We start from the raw sequence: 23,671 nt of genomic DNA, 5'->3' as shown, positions 1-23,671 counted from the left end.
CTGACTAGGGAGTTGTGGCATGCAGCAGCGCACACTCGGCCGCGAAGGCCTGACCGTGTCCGCCCTCGGACTCGGCACGATGGGCATGACGATGGCGTACGGCGCGCCCGACGCCGAAGGGGGACTGGCGACGATCCGGCGGGCCTACGAGCTGGGGATCACGTTCTTCGACACCGCCGAGCTGTACGGCGGTGGGACCGGGAGCAACGAGCAGTTGCACGGGCGCGCGGTGAAGGACTTCCGTGACGAGGTCGTGCTGGCGACCAAGTTCGGCTTCGACATGACGAAGAACCAGTTCGACGGCGAGGCGCTCGACAGCCGGCCGGAGAACATCCGCAAGGTCGCCGAGAACAGCCTGCGCTACCTCGGCACTGACCGGCTGGACGTGTTCTACCAGCACCGGGTCGACCCGGCGGTGCCCATCGAGGAGGTCGCGGGCACTGTCGGCGAGCTGATCAAAGCCGGCAAGGTGCGGTACTTCGGGTTGAGCGAGGCCGGTCCGGAGGCGATTCGCCGGGCGCACGCCGTCCAGCCGGTGTCGGTGCTGCAGACGGAGTACTCGCTGTTCGAGCGCGAGGTCGAGGACACCGTGCTGCCCGTCGTACGGGAGCTGGGGATCGGGTTCGTGCCGTACTCGCCGCTCGGGCGGGGCTTCCTGACCGGAGACGTGCGGCCGGCCAGTGAGTACCCGGACGACGACATGCGCAGCTTCGACGATCGCTGGCAGGGCAAGAACTTCGAGGCGAACCTGGCGGCGGTGGAGGAGCTGAAGACCTTCGCGCAGAGCAAGGGGATCACGGCGACGCAGCTGGCGCTGGCGTGGCTGCTGGCCCAGGGCGACGACATCGTGCCGATCCCGGGGACCCGCAAAGTGCACCGGGTGGAGGAGAGCGCCGGTGCGGCCGCGGTGGAGCTGACGGGCGGTGACCTGGAGCGGATCCGGGAGATCCTGCCGCATGGTTCGTACGGCAGCCGTTACCTGGCCAAGCACATGCCGGAGTGGGCTCGCTGAGCCGTTGGGTGGTGGGCCCGCCGACCTGCTGGGCGATCCGGTGAGCGGTGGGCCTGCTGAGCTGCTGGGTGAGCAGCTGAGTGGTTGGCTAGGTGAGCTGGCCGAGACGCGAGACCGAGATGCCGGCGCGTTCGCAGACCCAGTGCGGATCGGGGCCGAGCTCGGGCTCGATGCGCAGCTCGTGGTCGTTGAGGTCGTCGCAGGCCGTGCAGCGGGGCCAGCGGACGCCGGAGTCGGTGAGCCGGTCCTGCATGTCCTGCGCGACCAGGCCGGCGATGTGCTCGGCGCCGTCCGGCCACTGGTCGAGCCACCACTGCCGCTCGGCGACGGCGTCCTCGAGCGCGGACACCGTGACGGCGTCGTCGAATCCCCGCGCGGCCAGGTCGTGAAGCACCAGCGCGCGAGCGGTCAGCAAGATCCCCGGCTCACTCATCGCCCTTCAGCCTGCCAGACCCCACCGACAAACCCCACACCGCTCGCCCCGCGTCCCCACCCCATTTGCACGGTTGACCCTAGAACTTGGGGGTTCGAGGCCTGAGTGCGGAGGTAGAACCCACCTGGTCGTGGGTTAACCGTTCAAATGGGGCCGGGGGGCGGGGCACGTCGGGGGGCGGGCGGGGCGGGGTCAGCGGGTGGCCGCATCGCAGGTGGGGTCGAGGCGGTTGGCCAGCCGGAGTTCGCGTTCGGCGATCGAGCGCAGGACGGCGACGGTCCGGGCGCGCAGGGCGAGACCGCGGCGCGGACGGCGCGGCTCGTGCGGCTGCTGGGGAGCGTCGGGCAGGGCGGAGTGGGACAGCGATCGGGCGTTCTCCACGGCGGTGTTGCCGGCGATGAACATGGTGGTGCTCCCTTCGAAAAGAGCGTGCTGGGGTGTCCGGCGGCCGGACGGCCGTCGGTCGGTCAGTGGGTGGTGAGGTTCAGTTACGCGGTGCCGGACCGCTGCTGGAGCGAACGACCAGCTCGGTCGGCATCATGATCTGGCGATCTTGTACGGCGGGGTCGAGCAGCACGCGCCCGACCGTGCGGCCCTTGTCCTTGATCGGCTGACGGACCGTGGTCAGCCCGGCCGGTTCGGCCTGGGGGATGTCGTCGAAGCCGGCCACGGTCAGGTCCCGGCCGGGGACCAGCCCGCGGGTCTTCATGGCCTCCATCGCACCGAGCGCCTGGACGTCGCTCAGCCCGACGATCGCGGTCGGCCGGTCCTGGGAGTCCAGCACCCACTCGGCCCCGATCAGCCCGGAGCTGAACGCGTTGTGCCCACCGGAGACCAGCCGGATCCGGGCGTCCGGCATCTCCTTCTGCAAGCCACGGATCCGCAGCTCGCAGTCGGTGTAGCCGACCTCGTCCAGGGTCAGCTCGACCGGCCGGCTGCCCGCGGCCTCCGCGTTGTCGACCAGTACGACGACCTCGCGGTGCCCGAGCCGGTTCAGGTGCTTGCCGAGCTTGGCCGCGGCCTCCACCTCGTCGATCGCGACCCAGGACAGGTCCGGGTGGTCGCCGCGGTCGGTCGACACCATCGGGACGCCGCGCGCCCGCAGGGTGTCCAGCGCCGGGTGCCCGCCCGCGACGCAGAAGATCGCGGCCGCGTCGATCGCCGCCTGCTGGACGGCGTTCGTCCCGCCCTGGATGTCGGACGAGCTGAGCGGCATCAGCAGCAGGCTGGTGGCGAACTCCTCGGCGACCTCGGCGAGACCGGCCAGGAAGCCCACGGCGTACGGGTCGGAGAAGGCGTAGGCGAGCTTGTCGGTGAACAGCACCCCGACCGCCCCGGCCTTGCCGCTGCGCAGCGCCCGCGCCGACGCGTCCGGCCCGGCGTACCCGAGCTCGCGCGCGGTCTCCAGAATGCGCTCGCGCAACGCCGCCGACAGCTGGTCCGGCTTGTTGTAGGCGTTCGAGACGGTCGACGGCGACACCCCGACGGCCTGCGCGACGGTCTTCAGCGTGACTCCCGGCGACATCGCTCCCACCTCTCTCGAACAGCCTTCTGTATCGTTCTTCTAAATCGATCTAGAAAAACGATACAGAAGGCTCTCCGAGAGTGCAAGAGGAAATCCGGACGAGCTGGTCTGAGGGGATGGAGTCCCGATCTGAGGGGGTGCACCCGATGTGGCGCCCCGGCGGGCGGACCGATCGTGAAGGAGAAGCGGCACTTCGGCCGCACCACTCACCGGGAGTCATCATGAACCGCACGACCTTCGCCGTCGCTGTCCCCGTCCTCGCCCTCGGAGCGATCGGAGTCGGCGCCGGCGCCGCGAACGCCAAGGTCCCCGACGACCCGACTACCCGGGGCAACCCGCCGGGCGCCCTTTCCGGGCAGCCCGTGACCGTCGAAGTCCCCGTGGACGACGGCGTTTCCGAAGCCGTCCAGGCCGGCGCGTCGGCGCTCGGCGGTGCGGGCATCGCCTGTACGGCGTTGTGGCTGTACCGTCGCCGGCCGGTCCTCGGCTGACTCAACCGTCCCGGTGGCCGCCCAGCCGTTCGGCCAGGGCGGCCGCCTCGACCCGGCTCGACGTACCGGTTTTCCGCAGGATGTTCGACACGTGCACGCTGACGGTCTTGTCGCTGATGAACAGGCCCTTCGCGATCTCGCCGTTGGAACGGCCGGCCGCCACCAGTGCGAGCACCTCCTGCTCGCGGCGAGTCAGCCCGGCCAGGCGGCTCGACCGGGCCACCGATGACGGCTCGATCGGCACCGGCTCACGCAGTACGACGCGCGCCATCCGGGCCAGCGACTCGACCTGGTCGCGCAGCGGTTGCGCGCCCATCGCCACGGCAGCGCGATGAGCTCGCCGCAGCAGGTCGGCCACCGCCGACGCCGGTGTTCCCTTGGCGAGAAGGGCTTGTGCGAGTCGCAGGCGGCAGACCGCCTCCTCCCAGACCGCGAGCGCTGTACCGCAGGCCACGACGGCCTGCTGCCAGCGCTCGGCCTGGTCGCCGTCTCCGCGACAGCGCGCGGACTCGGCAAGGAAGAGGGCCTCGGCCTTCGCGTGGTCCGCCGATCCTCCCCGGTCCGTCGAGTACGGGGTTCGTGGCCAGCTGGCGATCAGCTCGTCGAGAGTCGCGACCGCCTGCGCTGCGCCTCGTGCATCGCCTGCGTCCCGGGCGGTCTGAGCGGCTTCGGCGGCCGCTGTGGCAACCAGCACGAGGATGTCCTCCGCTTCGCTGTCCGTCGAAGCCACCGCGACGCCGATCCGCCGGCGAAGCCATTCCAACGCCCGCCACGGCTCGCCGGAGGCCAGCAGGATCTCGGTCTGGACGGTGTCGAGCGGGCTGTTGAGTCCGGGAAAGTCCTCGGAGATCAGCTCCAGCGATCGCTTCAGGTGCTGTTCTGCCTCTTGCAGGCGACCCGACCTGACCGCCAGTTGCGCGGCGACCACCCGGACGGCCGCGCCCGGAATGCTTCCGCACCGGGCCGGCAGTGCCCTCCGTAGCAGGCTGCGGCATTCACTCCACTGGCCCGTCCGCAGCAGGCCTTGGGCCGCCATGAACGCCAGGAAGTATCCCCACTGCAAGGACCCGGCGGCCAGGACGTCGTCGAAGGACTGCCGGGCGACTTCGGTCCCTTCCCGGATCCGGCCGAGGCTGTTCAGGCAGTTCACGCGGTAGATCGCGGCCTCTTCGAGCAACCTGCTGTCGTCGGTGAGCCGGGCCAGGCGATCGGCCTCCTCGATCTCCGCCAGCAACTCCGGGGTCCCGCCCTCCTCCACGAGAACCGTGACGCGAACGATCAGTGCGTCCGCCAACGCGTCTGTCGACCCCGAACGTCGAGCGGCCAGGACTGCCTGTTCTGCGTGCCTTCGTGCCTCGGTCAGGTTCAGAGCCCATCGCTCGGTGCCGGCCAGAGCCGCCAGCGCGCGAGCGTGCTCCGGGTCGTCGGGAAACGGGCGGGTGAGCTCGACTGCCTCGAAGAGGTCGCTGACCTCCGCCTGCCCCGGCGCTGATCGCATCCAGTCGATCTGACTGCGCATCCGGAGCAGCCTGCTGGCCCCGAGCGGCTCGCGCTGCCTGTCCACCAAGCTCAGCGCGTGGTCCACCAGAGCAGCGGCGCTCTCCAGTCGGCCCGCTCTTTCGCAGGCGTGGATGTCTCGCCAGAGGAGATCGATCCGGCTGCCGGCGCGGCGGCGAGTGTCCTCGGCGACCTCGTCCCACAACGAGTAGGCGCGTTCCAGGTGGGTGGCCAGTTCCGCGGACGCACGCAGCTTCTCAGCGTTGTCCGCGGCCACCAAGGACCAGCGGTAGGTCTCCTCGACGCTGCCGGCCTGCTGGCTGTGGATCGCCAGATCCGCTGCGGGCGCCGGACCTGGCCGGCGCCCGAGCACGGACAGGTACGTCGCGTGCAGCCGGACCGACTCATCGGCAGGCAGACTCTCGGTCAGTACGTCGGCCAGCAACGGATGGCGGAACCACGGCCGCCCCTGATCGTCCCAGCGGACCACGCCGTGCTCCTGGGCTTCGGCCAGGCAAGCGGACAGTGTCGTGCGATCGGTGCCGTGCTCGGCCGTCACCTCGGCCAGGACCTCGACCTCGATCGGTCGTCCACCGACCGCGAGTACACGAGTCACCTGGCGCGTTCCGGCCGACAGACCGTGCCAGCTGGCGAGCAGGGCTTCCCGGAGGGCCGTCGGAGCAACCGTTGGAAGGACCGGTTCGGTGCCGGACAGGCCACGGACCAGGAGCTCGGTCAGGTAAGCGTTGCCGCCAGACCGTTCGTACACCTGGGCCGCCAGTTCGATGTCGACCGGCCGGCCGAGCAGCCCGGTGATCTGCTCCTCGGTCGCGGCGAGATCCAGCCGGTCGAGGTGGAGCTCGGTGAAGCCCGGCATCCGCCGCATGTCCGCGAGCCAGCCGTGCAGCGGATGGCCCTCCCCACGGTGCTCGTGGCGGCACGTGGCAAGCAGGGCCAGTCGCTGGTCGCTGAAGCCGGCGATCAGGTAGGCAAGCACGTCGAGTGAGCTGCGGTCGGCCCAGTGCAGGTCGTCGATCACCACGATCGCCGGGCGATGGTCCGCCAGACGATTGACGAACCCGTCGATCAACGGCAGCAGCCGACTCGGATCACCCGACTGCGGATCGTGCAGGAACGGCACCAGTACGCCGAAGTCGCCGACCCCGGACAGAACCTCCGACCGGAACGCGGGGTCGGCGTGAGCCAGCCAGCTTCGCAACGCCCCGGTCACCGGAGCGAACGGCACGGACGCCTCCCCGAACCGCACGCAGCTGCCCCACAGCAATTGGGCTTCCGGCCCCGCGCTCTTGCACAGCTCACGGACCAGCCGGGTCTTGCCCACTCCGGCCTCACCGTGGACGACCACCGCGCAGGGTCGACCGCTCGCGGTCCCCTCCAGAGCACTCGCGAGAAGTCGCTGCTCGCTTCCCCGGCCGGCCAGACCGGGTCCCGGCCGTACGGCCGACGTCCCCACCTGTCCAGTGTGTCCACCGGTCACGCGCGATGTCATCGCCGTCACCCCGGGTCGTCCGCTGACCGGACCACGACGCGGCGAGAGGCAAGGACAGGGGTTCGCCGCCGTGGGTCGCTGGACGGATCGGCGGCACGCGGCGCCGACGAGGGCCGGGCGCACACTTCCTGCCCATCGGTACGCGATGATGGTGCCCATGGGGTCGTTGCTCGAGGTCATCGCGTTGCATCCGGCGGATGCGGAGGCGGCTCAGGAGGGTGGGGCGGACCGGCTGGAGCTGTGTGCGTCGATGGAGGCGGATGGGCTGAGTCCGTCGGTGTCGACGGTCAGTGCGATCCGGCGGGTGACCGATCTGCCGTTGCGGGTGATGTTGCGGCTGACGGACTCGTTCGCGGTGAACGGCGCGGAGTTGAACCGGCTGACCGCGATGGCGCAGTCCTATCTGAGTGCCGGGGCGGACGGGTTCGTGCTGGGGTTCCTGACGCCGGACAGCGAGATCGACACCGAGTCCGTCGCGGCGCTGGCCGGCACGTTCGCCGGGACGCCGTGGACGTTCCATCGCGCGATCGACCACGTGCTGGAACCGCGGCCGGCGTGGCGGGCGCTGCGGACGCTGCCGGGTCTCGACACCGTGCTCACGGCGGGTTCGGCGCTCGGCGTGGGACATGGGCTGGACGACCTGACCGCGCTGGCGAAGGCCGAGCCGGCGGTTGCGGGCGTGATGATGGCAGGCGGGTCCCTGCAGCCCGAGCACGTGCCGTGGCTGTATCAGGCCGGCGTGCGCAAGTTCCACGTCGGATCGTCGGTGCGCCAGGACGGTTCGTGGACCAAGGCCTACGTGAACTCGCGCTTCGTCCGCGCGTGGCGCAACCTGCTGGACGCCCAGGACATCAAGGAGACCACCGCGTGATCCTGATCGACCCCCCGGTCTGGCCGGACTGGGACCGGGTCTGGTCGCACCTGGTCAGCGACGAGTCGTACGACGAACTGCACGCCTTCGCCCGCAAGGTCGGCATTCCCGCGCGCGGTTTCGACCGCGACCACTACGACGTCCCGTCCGACCGGTACGACGACATGGTGGCCGCCGGCGCGACCCCGGTGCCGAGCCGCGTCCTGGTCCGCCGCCTGATCGAGTCCGGTCTCAGACATCGCAAGGGATCCTAGAAAAAGGTGCCCCGGGCAACCGGGGTGTGTCACCCGGGGCACCTTCCCTTCAATCGAGCAGCTCGGTCACCGTGCCGGCGGCGACGGTGTGGCCGCCCTCGCGGACGGCGAAGCCGAGGCCGACGTTCAGCGCGACCGGCTTGGCCAGCTCCACGCCCAGGTCGACGGTGTCGCCGGGCATCACCAGGGCGATCTCACCCAGGTCGATGCCGCCGTCCACGTCGGTGGTCCGGATGTAGAACTGCGGCCGGTACTCGGCGCCGAACGGGCTGTGCCGGCCACCTTCGGCGGTCGAGAGAGCGTGCAGCGTCGCCCGGAACTTCCGGTGCGGCGTCACACTGCCCGGCAGCGCGACGACCTGACCGCGACGGACCTCGTCGCGCTTCACGCCGCGCAGCAGGATCGCCGCGTTGTCGCCCGCCTCCGCGGACTCCAGCGACTTGCCGAACGTCTCCATGCCGATCGCCGTCGTGGTGACGGTCGGGCCGAGGCCCACCACCTCCACGGCGTCGCCGAGCTTCAGCGCACCACGCTCGACCGCGCCGGTGACGACGGTGCCGCGGCCGCTGATCGTCAGCACGTTCTCGATCGGCATCAGGAACGGCTCGCCCAGCTCACGGTCCGGTGTCGGCACGTAGCTGTCGACGGCGTCCAGCAGCTCGCCGATCGAGGCGGTCCATCGCGGGTCGCCCTCCAGGGCACGCAGCCCGGAGACGCGCACCACCGGCACCTCGTCGCCCGGGAACCCGTACTCCGACAGCAGTTCCCGGACTTCCAGCTCGACCAGGTCGAGCAGTTCGGGGTCGTCGACGGCGTCCGCCTTGTTCAGCGCGACCACCAGGTACGGCACCCCGACGCGTCGCGCGAGCAGCACGTGCTCACGGGTCTGCGGCATGGCGCCGTCCTGCGCCGACACGACCAGGATCGCGGCGTCCACCTGGGCGGCACCGGTGATCATGTTCTTCACGTAGTCGGCGTGGCCCGGCATGTCCACGTGCGCGTAGTGCCGGGTGGCGGTCTCGTACTCGACGTGCGAGATGTTGATGGTGATCCCGCGCTGGACCTCCTCCGGCGCCCGGTCGATCCCGTCGAAGGCGACGAACGAGTTGAGGCTCGGGTCGCGCTCGGCGAGCACCTTGGTGATCGCGGCGGTCAGCGTGGTCTTGCCATGGTCCACGTGGCCCATGGTTCCGATGTTGAGGTGCGGCTTGGTCCGCACGAACTGGCTCTTGGCCATGATGATTTCCCTTGCTGGTCAGAAGATTCGACGAGAGCCAGGACCCCCGGCCACCACGTCACCGCACAGCACAGGGGCTGCGAGGGAGGGGGCCGGTTGCCGTGCCACCCTCCTCCGCGGGTCCTGCTTCAGCAGGAGGAGGGTCGGCTTCGCGCGCCGGTGAACAGAGCTGAATCCGCTGACGCCCACGCGGCAGCGCCCGTCGAGCACAGGCCCGACAGGTACGCAGCAGAATCCGCGCGGAACATGGTCATCACGGTAGGCATCAACCACGCCGAGGGCAACGGAATTCCCTCAGGCCAGATAGGACTTGCGTACCGCCGGATCGAGCTTCTCGACGGCGTACCGCAGGGCCGGCCGGGCCAGGGTCTTCGCGTGCCGATCGAGCCACGCGCGCAGAGCGGGCTCGTCCTGCACACCGGCGTATTTCAAGGCGATCCCGACCGGTTTGCAGACCACCGGATCGGAGTCGTCGGCCAGTACCTCCGCCAGCGCGAACACATCCGCGAGGTCCTGCGGCCGGCCCGATCCGACGAAACCCAGCGGTGCGGTCATCGCCGTCCGCCGCCGCAGCGGATCGGTCGATCGGGCCAGCTCGAACAGCGGATCTCTCGGGCGATCGTGCAGGTAGCCGCCGATGACGCGAGGCGCCGCCCGGTCGACCATGTCCCAGGTGTCGATCCGGTCGTGCCGAGCAAGATAGAGCTCGTACGCCGCCTGGCGCTCGTCGTCCGGCAGCTTCGCCTTGCGGGCCTTGAAGTCGAGCACGCAGAACGCCGCCAGCCGTGGCTCGTACGGCGTGACGTCGAGCAGCCGGTCGACCTCGGCGATCGGCAGGGCGGTGAAGCTCTTCGCGATCTCGAACACCGTGCCCATCCGGACGCCGAGCACGCCGCTGTCGCCGTGGTAGTGGCGTTGCGGGTACTTGGCCGGGTCGGCGTGCGAGCGCAGGGCGTCGACCACAGCGGCGGCGGTCAGGTCCATCAGTTCAGGGCGAACAGCCGGACGCCGTCGCTGAAGATCGGGCGGCCGCCGGCCACGGTGACGGCGGGTCTGCCGCAGGTGACCTTGTCGCGTTCGGCGGCTTTGGCGGCGTCGGGGCTGGCGATGATCGGCCGGGGCTGGACGCCGGTGGTGCCGATCATGACGGGAGTGCAGACGCCGTTGGGCTGTGGCATCAGCGTGACCACGCGGCCGTCGGGCAGCAGGCCGAAGCCGTCGCGGGGGAACGCCGGGTGCTGCAGCCGCGGCGGGACCTCGAGCAGGTGGTGCCACTGCGGCGTACCGTCGGCAGGGCTGGCCGCCGACACGTCGTACGTCTGGGGCTCGCCGGGCTCGGTGCTGGTGCGGCAGGTCACCAGGACGATCGTCGTGGGGGTCGCGGCGAGCTGTGCGTCGCAGGACGCCGCGCCGAGCCGCGGTCTCGGCGTACCGGGGACCGGGGTGGTCCACAGCATGCGGCCCTCGCCGACGTCGACCGACCACTGGTGCAGGGTGCCGCCGGCGTCGCTGGTCCAGACCAGGCCGGAGACCTCACGGGTGTCCGGTACGGCGACCAGCTCACCGATCCAGGTGGACGGGTCCAGCTCGGCGCTGAGCTCGAACTGGATGCCCAGGTCGACGTCCCACTTCTGGTCGCCGTTGGTCAGGTCCAGGCCACGGACCTCCGCGCCGTTGCCGCCGCAGGCGTCGACCACGACGGCCTGGTCGGCCAGCAGCACGCCGCGCGTCACCGCGCACTGCAGCCGGGTCCGCCAGTGGGTCGGGCTGCTCACGCCGTGCGCCACGACGTAGTTGTCCTCGGCGACCAGCAGTTGGTTGCGGTCGACCGCCAGCGCAGTGCCGTCGGTGTGGACCTCGGTCAGCACCTCACCGGTGTCCGCGTCCAGTACGGCGTACGTCGGCAGGTCGATTCCGCTCGGCGCGCGGTTGCCGCCGTACGGGAGGTGGGCGGCCAGTGTGCGGCCGTCGCTGGAGACCAGGAGGCCGCGTGAACCGTTCGAGGCCGCGTCGACGACGTCGGCGCGCGAGTAGCGCCAGCGGATCTGCCCAGTGGTCGCGTCTGACATCACCACGCCGTCCGGGCGGAGCTCGGCGACGCCACCGACGGTTCCGGCGATCGCACCGGTGGCCGGGACCTCCCGGCTCCACGCCAGCTCGCCGTCCAGCTGCACCGGCATCACACCGGCGGGCACGGTCGCGGTGGTGCTCACTGTGTTGGCTGTCTCGAGCCGGGCCTGCACGAACGGCTCACCGGCGGACACCATGATCCAGGCGAGCACCGAGGCGCAGACGACAGTCACACCTAGGCCAAGAGCTCGCGGTGGCGCCACGGCGTACGGCGGAGCCAGTCGCAGGCGCCGCGCCAACGCCAGGAGCGCTCCGGCGATCAGCAGGGCGACCGAGGCGAGCATCAGGTACGGCCAGCGCTCGCTCATCGCGGCACCGGGCTGCGCGGCCGGCCAGCGCCACCAGCACAGCCCGATGGCGACCACTCCGACGACCGAGAACACGATCGCGGGGATCGTGATCAGCTTGGACCGGTTGCGCCGGAACCAGGCACAGGTCAGCCCGGCCGCGACCGCCGTACCGGCGATCGGGGTCCAGACCGGAAACCCGGTGGACTCGTCGGGCGCAGCCGGCCAGTGGGCGGCGGCGCCGAGGCCACGGCCCAGCAGGACCGAGGCGGCGATCACCACCCCCAGCGCGGCGCCCAGGTAGATCATCGGGATCAGGCCGGAGATCGGGCGGGCCGCCTTCGGAGCCCAGCGAGCCAGCTCGCGCTCGAGGTTGGCGTGCGCGGCCTTCTCCCAGTGCTCGCGGCCGTGGCTGGTCGCGTACAGCGGGGTCTCGGCCAGGTTCTGCAGGAAGCTCATCCGGCCGCGGGCGAAATCCCGGTCGGCGATGTGCTCGTACTCGGCCCGGATGCCGACGGCGTACTCGTCGTAGCGCTCGGCGTCCAGGCTGAGGATGCGCAGGTCGGCGTCGCACAGCACCGCGCCGTTCTTGTCGCCGGGCTCGCAGTCGTGCCGGGCGGTCAGGCGGATCAGCCGGCCGATCTCGGCGACCCGGTCCGCCTCCACGCCGTACGCCGCCAGCTCGAGCTCGGCCAGTTGCGCCGAAACCTCTTCGTTCTCGCCGGGATCGGCCTGCGGGTCGTAGATCGCGTCGTGGAACCAGGCGGCCAGCCGGACCGTGTCGGCGTCGTCGGCCAGGTCGGCCAGCTCGTCGATGGTGGCCAGCATCTCGGTCAGGTGCCGCTGGTCGTGATAGTGGCGATGCAACTCTGCGTAGCGGGCCAGCAGGTCGTCGCCCAGCGGCTGCGCGTGCGGCAGCAGGCGATTCCACTGGTCGCGCAGGTCCATGGTCACCGAGTCTGACACCCGCGAGGACCCCCGACCGACCGATCCGGCCTCCGGCGTTAGGGTCGTGGCCAAAGCGATATCGGCTCGTCACCAGACCGCTGCCCGCGCCGGGCGGGTCGGGCGCGTGGTTCGGGAACGGAGAACAGCATGCGGTTCGGTCTGGTCGGTACCGGTCCCTGGGCCCGAAGGACGCACGGACCCGGTCTGCGGGCCACCGGCGGCGTCGAGCTGGTGGGCGTCTGGGGACGGGACGCCGGCAAGGCCCAGGCGTTGGCTACAGAGCTCGGGACCACCGGCTACGACGACTACGCTGAGTTACTCGAGGTCGTCGACGCGGTGGCTTTCGCCGTTCCGCCGCGGGTGCAGGCGACGATGGCGCTGGAAGCGGCGGCCGTCGGCAAGCACCTGCTGCTGGACAAGCCGGTGGCCGACTCGCTCGACGACGCCCGGGCGCTGGCCGACGAGGTGGCGGCCGAGGGCATCGCGTCGGTGGTGTTCTTCACCGGACGGTTCCAGCCGGAGCTGCGGTCGTTCTTCGCCGAGGTGCGTGAGCGCGGCGGCTGGAAGGGCGGCTGGAGCCGGATGCTCGCGTCGCTGGATGCCCCGGGCAACCCGTACACCGACTCGCCGTGGCGGCGCGAGCAGCGCGGAGCGCTCTGGGACGTCGGGCCGCACGCACTGTCCAACCTGAGCGCCATGCTGGGTCCGATCGACTCGCTCCAGGCCGTCGGCGGCGAGGGCGACCTGGTCCACCTGGTCATCACCCACGAGTCCGGCGCGACCAGTACGGCGAGCCTGTCGCTGTTCGCCCCGCCGGCCGGCAGCAACTTCGAGACCGGCATCTGGGGCGAGACCGGCACGGCTCTGCTGCCGCCGACCGAGACGTCGTCGGTGGACGCCTTCGCGATCGCGGCCGGGGAGCTGGTCGCCGCCGCCGAGTCCGGTGAGTCACACCAGGTCGACGTGGCCTTCGGCACCCGAGTGGTCGAGCTGCTCGCGTCGGCCGAGTCTCAGCTCGCGTCCTAGCGCAGCGCGATGATGCTGCTGTTGCCGGAGGTCAGCAGCAGGTTGCCGACGGCCCGGATGTCGCGGCTGCAGGAGATGCCGTCGGGCAGGCGGGTCCGGCGCAGTCCGGTGCGGGAGATCGAGTTGGCGTAGCAGGCGTCGGAGCCCCGGGCCAGGGAGACGACTCGGGCGTCCTCGGTGACCGCTACCCGGGCGCGAGGGCTGACGGCCGCGGTGGTCTGCCAGGCGGTGCGCCCGGTGGCGGAGTCGATCGCGGCGACGACCGTCTTGTTGTTCTCCCGGGTTGACGGGCCGGGGCAGTCCACGACGACCAGCAGCCGCCCGGCGGGGCTGAGGAAGGTCCGGCAGGACCAGTCGCGCGGCACCGGCCAGCGCCATTTGATGTCGCCGGTGCGCGGCTCCACCGCCACCAGGGCGGCCGGCACGTTCGCCTCCTCGCCCTGCTCGGCGACGACGACCAGTCCGCCGATCACCACGGACCGGCGGAACAGGTTGCTCGGCGACTTCCGCCACAGTTCTTTGCCGCTCTTCAGGTCGAGTCCGACCATGTCGTCCGGCTGGTCGTCACAGCTGTGCCCGAGGAACGCGACCACGGTGTCCGGTGTGGCCGCCGCCTCGACCGACGTACAGCGGCCGGGCTCGAAGGACCACCGCTCGGTGCCGTCCGGGTCCACTCCGCGCAGCTGGTCAGCGCCCCGGCCGACTTCCTGCCGGGTGAGCAGCGGATCGGACTGCACGATCGCGTGGTCCCTGGTCCGGCCGGGCCAGGCCGCCTGGCGGTGGCCGGTCTCGGCGTCGAGCAGCAGGTAGCCGATGTCGGAGAACTCGGCCAGCACGTACCGTCCGTCGCCGGTCGCCGCGATGTTCGGCTTCTCGTCGGAGTCCGATCGGCTGTACCGCCAGCGCAGCTCACCCGTCGCCGCGTCCAGCATCTCCACCGAACCGGTCTGCCGCGGCACAGCGATCCCGTACGGCGTACTGACGGCCTCCTCGGCTCCTGCCCCGGTCAGCGCCCGACTGACCCAGGCCACCCGGCCGTCGAGCACCGAGCGAGGTGCGGCGCCTGGAGCGGGCGCCGGGCCTTCCACTCGCTCGTTGGCCTCGAGCACGTAGCTCCTGGACAGCGGCTGCACGATCAGCAGCAGCACAAGGGCGATCAGCGCGGGCACCGCGAGCCAGGCCAACTGCTGGCCGATGTTCCGGGTCGGGGTGAAGCGGGCGGCTCTGGTCCGCAGCAATGACGCGACCATCGCGGCCACGCCGGCGACGAGCAGCAGGAGCAGCGCGGAGATCAGCAAGGGCACCCGAAGCCCCACCCCGACAGCCGGGTTGGTGGTCGGGACCTGCGCCCAGGCGACGAGCAGTCCGGTCGTGGCGACGGCGATGACCGTGCCGGAGACGAGCTTGGCCCGCTGGCTGTTGCTGCGGGAACTGCGGAACAGCAGTGGGGCCGCGACGAAGGAGAAGACCGCCAGGCCGATCGGGGGCCAGCCCGACTCGACGTCGACCACCGGGACCTGCCAGGGAGCACCGGCCGCGGCGATCGCCACCACGACGGCGGCGATTGCGCCGAACGTCGCGGCGGCCGCCAGCGCGGCCTGCTGCCAGCCACGCCACGGAGCCGGTAGCTCGCTGTCGAGTCCGGCCAGCTCAGTCTCCAGGTTGACCCGCGCGACCGCGCCCATCCGTTGCCGGGCGAGCTGGGTCCGGTAGAGATGCCCGTCGAGCAGCGCCCGGACCTCGTCGTACCGGCGGGCCATCGCGAGGGTGCGCTCGCCGGCGTCGCGGCGTACTTCGGCGGCGTGGGCGGCGTAGCGGCTGGGGTCGGTGGCCAGGACGGAGTTGACGGCGTCCAGCAGGACGTCGCCGTTCGCGTCGCGGCGAGGTGGTGCGTAGGAGTCGGTCGGAGGTGTTGCCAGCTCGCCGGTCAGTCGGACCAGGCGGGCCACCTCTGCGATCCGGATCGGGGCGACGCCGTACTGGGGGAGGAGCTGCTCGGCCAGCCGGGCGGAGGCTTCGGCGTCCTCGCGCGCGTCACCGCCGGGCTCGTGCACCGCGCGGTGGAACCAGGCGGCCAGCCGGACGGAGGTCGGGTCGGTACTCAGCTGCAGCAGCGAGTCGAGCGCGGACAGCACGGTATCGAGGTAGTGATCGCGGTACGCGCGGCGGTTGCGTCCGACATACCTGGCGATCAGATCGTCGGCCAACGCCTCGGAGCCGGGGATCGGCTCGTTCCATCGCTCGCGCAGGGCCACCACCGCCACAGTCTGCCAGCCGTCCGCCCCTGTCCGCGCCTCGATCCGTGCACCGCTGCCTTGCGGTTGCGGATCGACTGCCGCACGCCTGAGGCCCGGGCATAGCCGCGGCTACTGCTTGGCCGCCAGGACTCCGTCGAGCAGGCCGGGGTAGAGCGCGTCCAGGTCGTCCCGGCGCAGCTTGCTGATCCGGCGGGTGCCCTCGGTGCGCGTCGTGAGTACGCCGGCCTCGCGCAGCGTGCGCAGGTGGTGCGCGCGGGTCGACGCGGTCACGGGCAGCTCGAGCTCTCCGCACGCGATGCCTTCGGGAACGCCGGCCAGTGCGCGGACGATGGTCAGGCGGACCGGCTCGCCGAGCGCCTGCAGCACGGCGTCCACGCGGATCTCGCCGCGGTCGGGCTGCGGAAGCTGCTTCGAGGTGCTCACGTCGTCCATAGTACGACGTCCGTCGAACTTCGATGAAGATCGTAGTACGATTTTCATCGAACTATCTCGACTTCTGTGGAGGGGCTTGCTGATGTCCGCACGCATCTACCTGCTGGCCGGCGGAGCTTTCGCCGTCGGCACCAGCGCGTACGTCGTGTCCGGAGTGCTGCCGGCGGTCAGCTCCGAGCTGCACGTCTCGCTGACCGCCGCGGGGCAGCTCGCGACCGCCTTCGCGCTCTCGTACGCCGTGGGTGCGCCGCTGCTGTCCACGCTGACCGGCCGGTGGGAGCGCCGCACGCTGCTGATCGCGGCGCTGCTGCTCGCGGCACTCGGCAACCTGATCGCCGCGGTGGCGACTACCTACCCGCTGCTGATCGTCGGCCGGGTGGTGGCGGCGTTCGGTGCCGCGGCGTACACGCCCGCGGCGACTCTGTTCGCCACCGGGTTCCTGCCGCCGAGTGAGCGAGGGCGAGCAGTCGCAGTCGTGTTCGGTGGGTTGACCTTCGCGCTGGTGCTCGGCGTACCGGCGGGCAGCCTGCTCGGTGGCAGCTTGGGGTATCGCGGGGTGTTCGCGCTGATCGCAGGGGTTGCCGCGCTGTTCGCCGTGGCGGTGCGGCTGGCGCTGCCGCGGGTGGAGGCGCCGGCGGCGGTGAGTCTGCGGGAGCGGTTCGCCGGTGTGGCGGACCGGCGGGTGCAGACCGTGCTGGTGATGACCGTGCTCGGGGTGCTCGGCACGATGAGCGTCTACATCTACGTGGTGCCGCTGCTGGACAAGACGGCCCACCTGCACGGTGGTGTGGTCGGAGTGCTGCTGCTGGTCTACGGACTGGGTGCCGTACTGGGCAACTGGCTCGGTGGCCGGGCGACGGACCGGTACGGCAGCCTGCGGACGCTGACGGTGACGATGACCGGCTTCACGGTGGTGATCGCGACACTGTCGCTGACCGCGGTGAACGTCGGCGGGGCCGCCGTCGCGCTGTTCGTCTGGAGCGTGTTCACCTGGGCCTTCAACCCGCCGATCCAGAACCTGCTGCTGGAAATGGCCTCTGGCGGCGGGCTGCTGCTCGCGCTGAACGCGTCGGCGATCTACCTGGGCGCCGGGCTGTCGGCGATCCTCGGGGGCGTGGTGATCAACCTGTTCGGGGTGGAGTTGCTGCCGCCGATCGCCGCCGTCCTGGGGCTGATCGTGCTTGGGCTGATCTTCGTACTGCGGCGGAATCCGGAACTGCAGCAGGCGGAGCGCCTGGAGGAAGGCGCAGTTCCCGCTCTGGCGGATTGATCCCTTGACACCTGCTCGGCTCTGACGCAACCATTCATCGAACCCGCCCTTCGATGAATGGTTGTTTCATGTCCGAAGCCTCTGCCGTCGGTGTCGTCGATGTGGCCGACCGGGTCCGGGCGACGTTGCCGCGGCTGACGGGCGCGCTGCGGCTGGTGGCCGACTTCGTGCTTGCCGAACCGGCCACTGCCGCCGAGCTGTCGACGGCCGCGCTGGCCGAGCGGGCCGGGGTGTCGCAGGCGAGCGTGACCCGGTTCGCGCAGGCCGTCGGGCTGTCCAGTCACCAGCAGCTGCGGATCGCGCTGGCCCGGCAGCTCGGGCGCGCTGCGGTTCCGGGCTGGAGCACCGACCTCGGACCGGTGATCGCCGATGACGACACCGTCGGCCGGGTCGCGACCGTCGTGGCGAACGCGGACATCCGCGCGATCACCCAGACCGTCGACCAGCTCGACCTGGAGGCGCTCGACCGGGCCGCGCACGCGCTCGCCGGGGCCCGCCGGATCGACGTGTACGGCGTGGGCGGCAGCTCGACGATCGCCACCGAGCTGGAGATGCGGCTGTTCCGGATCGGGGCGCAGGTCCGGGCCTGGCCGGAGGTGCACGGCGCGGCCACGTCGGCGGCGCTGCTGACCGGGCAGGACGCCGTCGTCGCGATCTCCCACTCCGGCGCGACCGCCGAAGTGCTGGAGCCGGTCGAGCTGGCCCATGATCGCGGCGCGACGGTCGTCGCCATCACCAGCGACCCCCGCTCGCCGCTGGCCACTGTCGCCGACGAGGTGCTCGGCACCGCCGTACTCGAAACCTCCTTCCGTAGCGGCGGTCTGGCCGCGCGCCACTCGCAGCTGGTTGTCACCGACTGCCTCTACATCCGGGTCGCCCAACTCACGTCCGACCGAGCCGCTCAGTCCATCGAGCTGACCGAAGACATCAGTACCCGCCACACCCGCCGCCGTCGCTGAAGCCGGCCACCTCACCCCTCCCGAGGAGCCCCAGATGAAGCTGCACCGCCCGCAGCACGCCGTCCGCCGACTAGCTGTTGTTTTGCTGGCAGTCACCACCCTCGCCACCGCACTGACCACCAGTGCGGAAGCTGGCGAAGTCCAGGGTCCGCCACAGGTACTTCCGGCTCTGACCGGCTGGAAGGCCGCGAGTGGGCAGTTCGAGCTGACTCGGAGCAGCCGGGTGGTGGCCGGGTCGGTGCCGGGAGAGGCGGCGACGTTCGTCGACGACGCGCGGGAGCTGGTCGGCCGGCAGTTGCCGGTGGTGGGTGGGTCGGCGAAGGCCGGCGACATCGTGCTGGCGACTGACTCCCGTCGTACTGACCTCGGGGCCGAGGGCTACGAGCTGTCGGTCGGCAAGACGATCGCGGTGACCGCCAAGACCGACGCGGGAGTGTTCTACGGGACCCGGACCGTGCTGCAGTTGCTGCGGGCCGGGCGAGTGCCGGCGGGGCGCGTGGTGGACGTACCGGCGTACGCCGAGCGCGGGGTCGGCGTCTGTGCCTGCCTGATCAACGTGTCGACGGCCTGGTTCGAGCGGCTGGTGAAGGACGCGGCGTACCTGAAGCTGAACCAGTTGTGGGTCGAGCTGAAGGTGAAGAGCGACGTCCACCCGGAGTCGGTCGAGTGGGGCTACTACACCAAGCCGCAGATCGCCGCGCTGCAGAAGCTGGCCGACAAGTACCACGTCACGCTCGTGCCCGAGGTCAACTCACCGGGACACATCGAGCCGTGGATCCGCAACCGGCCCGACCTGCAGCTCACCGACGACAGCGGGCAGAAGCAGGTCAGCCGGCTCGACATCACCAAGCCCGAGGCGTTCGAGTTCCTCATCTCGATCATCGACGAGAACCTGACCGTCTTCGACACGCCGTACTGGCACATGGGCGCGGACGAGTACATGCTCGGCTCCGACTACGCGAAGTACCCGCAGCTGCTCGCCTACGCCCGGGCGAAGTTCGGCCCGGACGCCGTGCCGCAGGACGCGTTCGTCGACTTCGTCAACCGGGTCAACGCGCACGTGAAGGCCAAGGGCAAGACGCTGCGGATCTGGAACGACGGCATCACCGACGCCGCCACCGTGCCGCTCGACTCCGACATCGTCGTCGAGCACTGGCTGGCCGGCGGCGTGAAGCCGAGCCGCCTGATCGCCGAAGGGCGCAAGGTGATGAACTCCGCCTTCGCGCTGTACAACGTGCGCGGCGGCTTCAAGACCAACGCGCAGCAGCTCTACGACTCGAACTGGACGCCGCTGCGGTTCGAGGGCGAAACGCTTGCCAATAGCAACGGTGTGACCGGCGCGAAGGTGTCGTTGTGGCCGGACAACGGTTCCGGCGACACCGAGAACGAGATCGAGGCCCAGGTCCGGATGCCGCTGCGCCTGGTCGCCCAGGCCACCTGGGGCGTCGCCAAGCCTGATCCGACGTACGCCGCCTTCACCGCCCGCGCCGACGCCGTCGGCCGTGCCCCGGGCTTCGCCAACGTCGACCGTACGCCGGTTGCCGGCGGCACCTACTCGTTGGCTGTCGGCCGGAGCTACCTCGGCGCAGCTGAAGGCGCTCAGCTGAAGCTGTCCAGCACCGAGTCGGCCTGGGACGTCACGCCCACCACCGACGGCTACTACACACTGACCAGCCTGGCGACCGGCCGCTGCGCCGAATCGCGCGTCGGCGTCCGCTACCTCAACACTCCCTTGCAGCCGGGTACGCCGATCACTGCCGAGGCTTGCGACGCCACCAACCGCCTGCAGCGCTGGCAACTCGCCAAGTCCGGTGACCGGATCACCCTGGTCAACGCGATCACCCGTATGGTCGCCGTCGTCGACGGCTCGGGCGGTCTGATCCAGCAGATCCCCGACGGCCACCAGGCGACGCCGCTCACGATTGCTCCGGTACTGCGCGCGGTGGCCTCGGTCGATCGCCAGACAGTCGTGCCGAGTTCGACCACGCAGCTGACGGTGACCGTCACTGCCAAGGAGCGTGCGACCGACCTCATCGTGAGCCCGACCGCTCCGGCCGGGTGGACTATCACTCCGGCCAGCCGGTCCACCGCGTCCATCGCGGCGGGTGGCAGCTTCACCGCGACGTTCACCGCGACTCCACCCGCCGAGGCGCCCTCCGGTACGGCGGCGCTCGGCGCCATCACGTCGTACCGGCAGAGTGGCGGTACGCATCGGCTGAGCACGACGGCCGGCGTCCGGCTGAGCTGTGCGCCGGAGGCGATCAGTCCGGTGGCCGTGAAGTTCGTGGACAGCGAGGAGACGGCCGGTGAGGACGGCCGGGCCGTCAACGCGATCGATGGCAACCCGGCGACGTTCTGGCACACCGAGTGGTCCGCCAGTCAGCCGCAGCCGCCGCACGAGATCCAGCTGGACCTGGGCAGCACCAAGTCGGTCTGCGCGGTGACCTACCTGACCCGCCAGAACGCGACCAACGGCCGGATCGCCGACTTCGAGCTCTACCTGAGCACCGACGGAGTCAGCTGGGGTCAGCCCGTGTCCAAGGGCACCTTCGGCAACAGCCCCGACGCCAAGTGGGTGCCGGTGGCGGCGACGTCCGCCCGGTACGTGCGGCTGGTCCAGCTCAGCGAGGCGAGTGGGAACCCGTTCGGGACCGCCGCCGAGATCACCGTCGACGCGAAGTAGGGGTGAGTGCCATGCGTGGTCTGTCCTTGGCGCTCGCGCTCGGCCTGCTGATCGGGGGAGTGGGTAGCGTGCCGGCTGTGGCAGCTGATCCAGATGTGCTCGACGTGTCGTTCGGTGGGTCGTTCTCCAGCGGCAACACCTACACAGCGGCCACCGGCGAGGTGATGGGCGGCACGCTGACTCGTCGTACCGGTGCTGAGTCGCTGGACCCGGCGCGGGGGCTGGTGCTCGCCGGCGGTGCCGACGGCGTGCGATTCCAGCCAGGTACTGCGATCAGTGGTGGTTCGGTCCAGCAATCATTCCTGGTCGAGACAGCGTTCACACCGGCTGCCACGCAGAGCAGCCTGGCGACGGTGACTGCTGTCGGTGGGGCGATCTTCGGCAGGTACAACGGCGGCAACCTCCAGTACGGCTTCAGCTCCGAGGTCGGCGGGCAATGGCAGGACGTCGTCCAGTCCGTTCCCGTGCCGAGTGCGGGTCAGCAGCACGTGCTGGCCTTGGCCTACGAGGTCGGCGGTGGCGGAGCGACGCTGCACGCCTTCCTGGACGGGCAGCAGCTGCCGCCGGCTGTCAGTACGTCCGGTACGGCGACCTGGCATCCCGACGCGGGTGCGGAGATCGGTGTCGGCAACGAGGTGCACCCATCGGCGCTGCAGCGCGGTCTGGCCGGTGCCGTCCGGCAGGTGCGGCTGGCAACGTTCAGCGGGGCGTTCAACCCGGCGGACCTGCGGCTCGCGAAGCCCGTGGTGTCGTTGGCGAAGGTGTCGGTCGGTTTCGAGGGTTCGATCGTCGAGGGCCGGTATCAGCCGGCCCTGGGCGAGAAGGCGGATCCGGCGCCGGTCGTGACCGGCGGCAGGATCACCGAGCCGGGGCGGTTGAGGCTGGACAGCGGTGACGTCAGCTGGCGAGGCGCGGGTCTTGACGGCGGAGTGCTGGCGGAGACTGTGGTGTCACCAGAGGTGCTGCGTCCGGGAGCCGAGTTGATCGGCCTGGGCGGCGCGAAGCTCGTTGCTACGAGCAACAACACCGTCGAGCTGCGGGCCGGGACGAGGGCTACGGCCGTGCGGCTGCCGGTCCCGTCGGTCAAGGAAGGCGTGAAGTATCACTACCTCGGCCTGGCCGTGGACCCGGGCGGAGTGGTCAGTGTGCTGACCGCACCGGGTGTGGCTGCCGTCAGCGAGTCGGCTCCGGTCACCGCGGTGGACGAGGTGCGCTGGCTGACCGGCGCACGCGGTACGGCGTACGGGGTGGGGGTCAGCACGTTCCTCGGCAAGCCGCCCGTGGAAGCCCAGGTTCTGAAGGCTTTGCCGTGCGTGGTGGGCAATCTGACGCCAGGGCAGACCATGCCGGTGGCGGAGGGGGAGTGCGTGACCTCTCTGGTCGCCAAGGCGTCGGCGATCCGGCCGGAGCCGCGGCAGGTGGACTGGCAGCGGATGGAGCAGACCGCGTTCCTGCACTTCGGGGTCAACACGTTCACCGGGCTGGAGTGGGGCCACGGCGACGAGGACCCCGACCTGTTCCAGCCGACGGGGCTGGACACCGACCAGTGGGCGCGCACGCTGCGGGACTCGGGCTTCAAGCTCGCCATCCTGACCGTGAAGCACCACGACGGCTTCCTGCTCTACCCGTCGCGCTACAGCGACACAGCGTCGCCTCGAGCTCCTGGCTGGGTGGTCAGGGCGACGTGGTGGAGGCGTTCGTGGCGTCGATGCGCAAGTACGGGCTGAAGGTCGGCCTCTACCTGTCGCCGGCCGACGAGAACCAGTTCCTCGACGGCGTCTACGCCAACGGCAGCGCACACACCCCGCGCACCATCCCGACCCTCGTTCCCGGCGACGACCGGGTCGGCCAGGACCTGCCGCAGTACACGCTGACGGCCTCGGACTACGGCGCTTACATGCTGAACCAGCTGTACGAGCTGCTGACCGAGTACGGGCCGGTCGACGAGGTCTGGTTCGACGGCGCGCAGGGCCGGATCCCGCCGGACAAGGTGGAGACCTACGACTTCCCCAGCTGGTACGAGCTGATCCGCAAGCTGGCTCCGCAGGCGACGATCGCGGTCAGCGGCCCGGATGTGCGGTGGGTCGGCAACGAGTCCGGTCTGGCCCGGCCGGACGAGTTCAGCGTCGTACCGACGATCACCAAGCCGAACGGATCACCCGACTACGCACTCGGGTACGCCGCCGCCGACCAGGGCAGCCGGCAGGCTCTGCTCGCCGGGCGCGACGCCGGGGCGACTCAGCTCGCCTGGTGGCCGGCCGAGTCGGACGTGTCGATCCGGGAGGGCTGGTTCCATCATCCGGAGCAGTCGCCGCGCTCGGTGGACCAGCTGGCCGACATCTACTACAAGTCGGTCGGCCGGAACTCGGTCCTGCTGCTCAACATCCCGCCGAACCGTGAAGGCCGGCTGGACGACCAGGACGTAACCCGGCTGGCAGAGTGGCGCGCCAGACTCGCTGCTGACATGCCACAGGACCTCGCCCGTGGCGCTCGGGTCAGTGGCGACGGCTCGAACCACCGCGCGGCAGTCGACGGCAACCTGGACACCTCCTGGGTGACTCCGGCCGCAGGCAAGGGCACGCTGACCGTTCAGCTCCCGAAGCAGTCGGCCGTCAGCAGGGTGTCGCTGGGCGAGGACATCCGCTTCGGCCAGCAGGCCGAGCGCGGGGTGGTCGAGGTGCGTGCGTCAGGCGGCTGGCAGCAGGTGGCCACGTTCGGTGCCGTCGGCCACAAGCGGATCCTCACGCTCGACACTCCGGTGACGACTGACGAGGTCCGGATCAGAATCACCCAGTCGCGCGCCCCGGTCCGGCTGGCGTCCCTGTCCGTCTACTAGCACCCGCATGCG

Annotated in this window: 19 protein-coding genes; 10 read left to right on the top strand and 9 right to left on the bottom strand. The window is 70.7% G+C overall.

Annotated elements, in window-relative coordinates:
* The first annotated feature begins 19 nt into the window (after positions 1–19).
* On the top strand, positions 20–1,012 hold the full coding sequence (locus tag ACQPXM_RS35025; protein ID WP_432942155.1) for an aldo/keto reductase: 993 nt from the start codon (positions 20–22) through the stop codon (positions 1,010–1,012).
* A gap of 88 nt (positions 1,013–1,100) precedes the next feature.
* On the opposite strand, the gene ACQPXM_RS35020 is transcribed toward ACQPXM_RS35025, so the two are convergent.
* The 3 genes from ACQPXM_RS35020 to ACQPXM_RS35010 form a co-directional block, all read right to left on the bottom strand.
* Entirely contained in the window at positions 1,101–1,445 is a 345-nt protein-coding gene (locus ACQPXM_RS35020; RefSeq protein ID WP_077014990.1) for a hypothetical protein, read from the bottom strand.
* Between the two features lie 192 nt (positions 1,446–1,637).
* A complete protein-coding gene (locus ACQPXM_RS35015) occupies positions 1,638–1,850 on the bottom strand; it encodes a hypothetical protein (protein ID WP_432942153.1) in 213 nt (70 codons plus the stop codon).
* 79 nt (positions 1,851–1,929) lie between these two features.
* A complete protein-coding gene (locus ACQPXM_RS35010; RefSeq protein WP_432942149.1) occupies positions 1,930–2,970 on the bottom strand; it encodes a LacI family DNA-binding transcriptional regulator in 1,041 nt (346 codons plus the stop codon).
* 221 nt (positions 2,971–3,191) lie between these two features.
* Between ACQPXM_RS35010 and ACQPXM_RS35005 the strand changes: the two genes are divergently transcribed.
* Positions 3,192–3,461, top strand: a complete 270-nt coding sequence (locus ACQPXM_RS35005; protein WP_432942146.1) for a hypothetical protein — start codon at positions 3,192–3,194, stop codon at positions 3,459–3,461.
* Position 3,462: 1 nt separating this feature from the next.
* On the opposite strand, the gene ACQPXM_RS35000 is transcribed toward ACQPXM_RS35005, so the two are convergent.
* Positions 3,463–6,468 carry a helix-turn-helix transcriptional regulator gene (locus ACQPXM_RS35000; protein ID WP_432942143.1) on the bottom strand — a complete coding sequence of 1,002 codons (3,006 nt, stop codon included), beginning with the start codon at positions 6,466–6,468 and terminating at the stop codon, positions 3,463–3,465.
* Positions 6,469–6,625: 157 nt separating this feature from the next.
* Here ACQPXM_RS35000 and ACQPXM_RS34995 point away from each other — a divergent pair, with 157 nt between their 5' ends.
* Both ACQPXM_RS34995 and ACQPXM_RS34990 read left to right on the top strand, forming a co-directional pair.
* Complete coding sequence (locus ACQPXM_RS34995; protein ID WP_432942140.1) at positions 6,626–7,339, top strand: copper homeostasis protein CutC; 714 nt, start codon at positions 6,626–6,628, stop codon at positions 7,337–7,339.
* Positions 7,336–7,593, top strand: a complete 258-nt coding sequence (locus ACQPXM_RS34990) for a DUF4031 domain-containing protein (RefSeq protein WP_432942137.1) — start codon at positions 7,336–7,338, stop codon at positions 7,591–7,593. Before ACQPXM_RS34995 ends, ACQPXM_RS34990 begins: the two co-directional genes overlap by 4 nt.
* 49 nt (positions 7,594–7,642) lie before the next feature.
* Here the strand turns inward: ACQPXM_RS34990 and tuf are convergent, their stop codons facing one another.
* From tuf to ACQPXM_RS34975, 3 genes are all read right to left on the bottom strand, one after another.
* Positions 7,643–8,830 carry an elongation factor Tu gene (tuf, locus tag ACQPXM_RS34985; protein ID WP_432942134.1) on the bottom strand — a complete coding sequence of 396 codons (1,188 nt, stop codon included), beginning with the start codon at positions 8,828–8,830 and terminating at the stop codon, positions 7,643–7,645.
* A 294-nt stretch (positions 8,831–9,124) separates the two neighbouring features.
* Positions 9,125–9,814, bottom strand: coding sequence for a DNA alkylation repair protein (locus ACQPXM_RS34980; RefSeq protein WP_432942131.1), 690 nt, complete (start codon positions 9,812–9,814; stop codon positions 9,125–9,127).
* Positions 9,814–12,195 carry a hypothetical protein gene (locus tag ACQPXM_RS34975; protein ID WP_432942128.1) on the bottom strand — a complete coding sequence of 794 codons (2,382 nt, stop codon included), beginning with the start codon at positions 12,193–12,195 and terminating at the stop codon, positions 9,814–9,816. Before ACQPXM_RS34975 ends, ACQPXM_RS34980 begins: the two co-directional genes overlap by 1 nt.
* Positions 12,196–12,342: 147 nt before the next feature.
* Here ACQPXM_RS34975 and ACQPXM_RS34970 point away from each other — a divergent pair, with 147 nt between their 5' ends.
* Complete coding sequence (locus tag ACQPXM_RS34970) at positions 12,343–13,221, top strand: Gfo/Idh/MocA family protein (protein WP_432942125.1); 879 nt, start codon at positions 12,343–12,345, stop codon at positions 13,219–13,221.
* Here ACQPXM_RS34970 and ACQPXM_RS34965 read toward each other — a convergent pair.
* Positions 13,218–15,479: a PQQ-binding-like beta-propeller repeat protein gene (locus ACQPXM_RS34965; protein WP_432942122.1), complete on the bottom strand. Its 2,262-nt coding sequence runs from the start codon at positions 15,477–15,479 to the stop codon at positions 13,218–13,220. The two genes, ACQPXM_RS34970 and ACQPXM_RS34965, sit on opposite strands and share 4 nt — an antisense overlap.
* A 108-nt stretch (positions 15,480–15,587) precedes the next feature.
* Complete coding sequence (locus ACQPXM_RS34960; protein WP_432942119.1) at positions 15,588–15,911, bottom strand: ArsR/SmtB family transcription factor; 324 nt, start codon at positions 15,909–15,911, stop codon at positions 15,588–15,590.
* Between the two features lie 82 nt (positions 15,912–15,993).
* On the opposite strand from ACQPXM_RS34960, the gene ACQPXM_RS34955 reads away from it, so the two are divergent.
* The 5 genes from ACQPXM_RS34955 to ACQPXM_RS34935 all read left to right on the top strand — a co-directional run bounded on the left by ACQPXM_RS34955 (position 15,994) and on the right by ACQPXM_RS34935 (position 23,659).
* Positions 15,994–17,181, top strand: a complete 1,188-nt coding sequence (locus tag ACQPXM_RS34955; protein WP_432942116.1) for an MFS transporter — start codon at positions 15,994–15,996, stop codon at positions 17,179–17,181.
* 68 nt (positions 17,182–17,249) lie between these two features.
* Positions 17,250–18,140 (top strand): MurR/RpiR family transcriptional regulator, encoded by an 891-nt coding sequence (locus tag ACQPXM_RS34950; RefSeq protein ID WP_432942113.1) that lies wholly within the window; start codon positions 17,250–17,252, stop codon positions 18,138–18,140.
* A gap of 34 nt (positions 18,141–18,174) precedes the next feature.
* Positions 18,175–20,823, top strand: coding sequence for a family 20 glycosylhydrolase (locus ACQPXM_RS34945; protein WP_432942110.1), 2,649 nt, complete (start codon positions 18,175–18,177; stop codon positions 20,821–20,823).
* Between the two features lie 11 nt (positions 20,824–20,834).
* Complete coding sequence (locus tag ACQPXM_RS34940) at positions 20,835–22,550, top strand: alpha-L-fucosidase (protein ID WP_432942107.1); 1,716 nt, start codon at positions 20,835–20,837, stop codon at positions 22,548–22,550.
* A complete protein-coding gene (locus tag ACQPXM_RS34935) occupies positions 22,511–23,659 on the top strand; it encodes an alpha-L-fucosidase (protein ID WP_432942104.1) in 1,149 nt (382 codons plus the stop codon). The genes ACQPXM_RS34940 and ACQPXM_RS34935 overlap by 40 nt, the downstream gene beginning before the upstream one ends.
* Positions 23,660–23,671 lie beyond the last annotated feature (12 nt).

It is taken from the genome of Kribbella sp. CA-253562, assembly GCF_050942265.1.
Taxonomy (GTDB): Bacteria; Actinomycetota; Actinomycetes; order Propionibacteriales; family Kribbellaceae; genus Kribbella.
Note: the sequence above shows the minus strand (reverse complement) of the source record. Positions and strands in the feature narration are given on the sequence as shown.

Coding starts and splice junctions, on each gene's coding strand:
- ACQPXM_RS35005 (WP_432942146.1), top strand. CDS start 3,192: ATGAACCGCACGACCTTCGCCGTCGCTGTCCCCGTCCTCGCCCTCGGA.
- ACQPXM_RS34940 (WP_432942107.1), top strand. CDS start 20,835: ATGCGTGGTCTGTCCTTGGCGCTCGCGCTCGGCCTGCTGATCGGGGGA.
- ACQPXM_RS34975 (WP_432942128.1), bottom strand. CDS start 12,195: ATGGACCTGCGCGACCAGTGGAATCGCCTGCTGCCGCACGCGCAGCCG.
- ACQPXM_RS35015 (WP_432942153.1), bottom strand. CDS start 1,850: ATGTTCATCGCCGGCAACACCGCCGTGGAGAACGCCCGATCGCTGTCC.
- ACQPXM_RS34955 (WP_432942116.1), top strand. CDS start 15,994: ATGTCCGCACGCATCTACCTGCTGGCCGGCGGAGCTTTCGCCGTCGGC.
- ACQPXM_RS34980 (WP_432942131.1), bottom strand. CDS start 9,814: ATGGACCTGACCGCCGCCGCTGTGGTCGACGCCCTGCGCTCGCACGCC.
- ACQPXM_RS34950 (WP_432942113.1), top strand. CDS start 17,250: ATGTCCGAAGCCTCTGCCGTCGGTGTCGTCGATGTGGCCGACCGGGTC.
- ACQPXM_RS34945 (WP_432942110.1), top strand. CDS start 18,175: ATGAAGCTGCACCGCCCGCAGCACGCCGTCCGCCGACTAGCTGTTGTT.
- ACQPXM_RS35025 (WP_432942155.1), top strand. CDS start 20: ATGCAGCAGCGCACACTCGGCCGCGAAGGCCTGACCGTGTCCGCCCTC.
- ACQPXM_RS34970 (WP_432942125.1), top strand. CDS start 12,343: ATGCGGTTCGGTCTGGTCGGTACCGGTCCCTGGGCCCGAAGGACGCAC.
- ACQPXM_RS35020 (WP_077014990.1), bottom strand. CDS start 1,445: ATGAGTGAGCCGGGGATCTTGCTGACCGCTCGCGCGCTGGTGCTTCAC.
- ACQPXM_RS34995 (WP_432942140.1), top strand. CDS start 6,626: ATGGGGTCGTTGCTCGAGGTCATCGCGTTGCATCCGGCGGATGCGGAG.
- ACQPXM_RS35000 (WP_432942143.1), bottom strand. CDS start 6,468: ATGACATCGCGCGTGACCGGTGGACACACTGGACAGGTGGGGACGTCG.
- ACQPXM_RS34960 (WP_432942119.1), bottom strand. CDS start 15,911: ATGGACGACGTGAGCACCTCGAAGCAGCTTCCGCAGCCCGACCGCGGC.
- ACQPXM_RS35010 (WP_432942149.1), bottom strand. CDS start 2,970: ATGTCGCCGGGAGTCACGCTGAAGACCGTCGCGCAGGCCGTCGGGGTG.
- tuf (WP_432942134.1), bottom strand. CDS start 8,830: ATGGCCAAGAGCCAGTTCGTGCGGACCAAGCCGCACCTCAACATCGGA.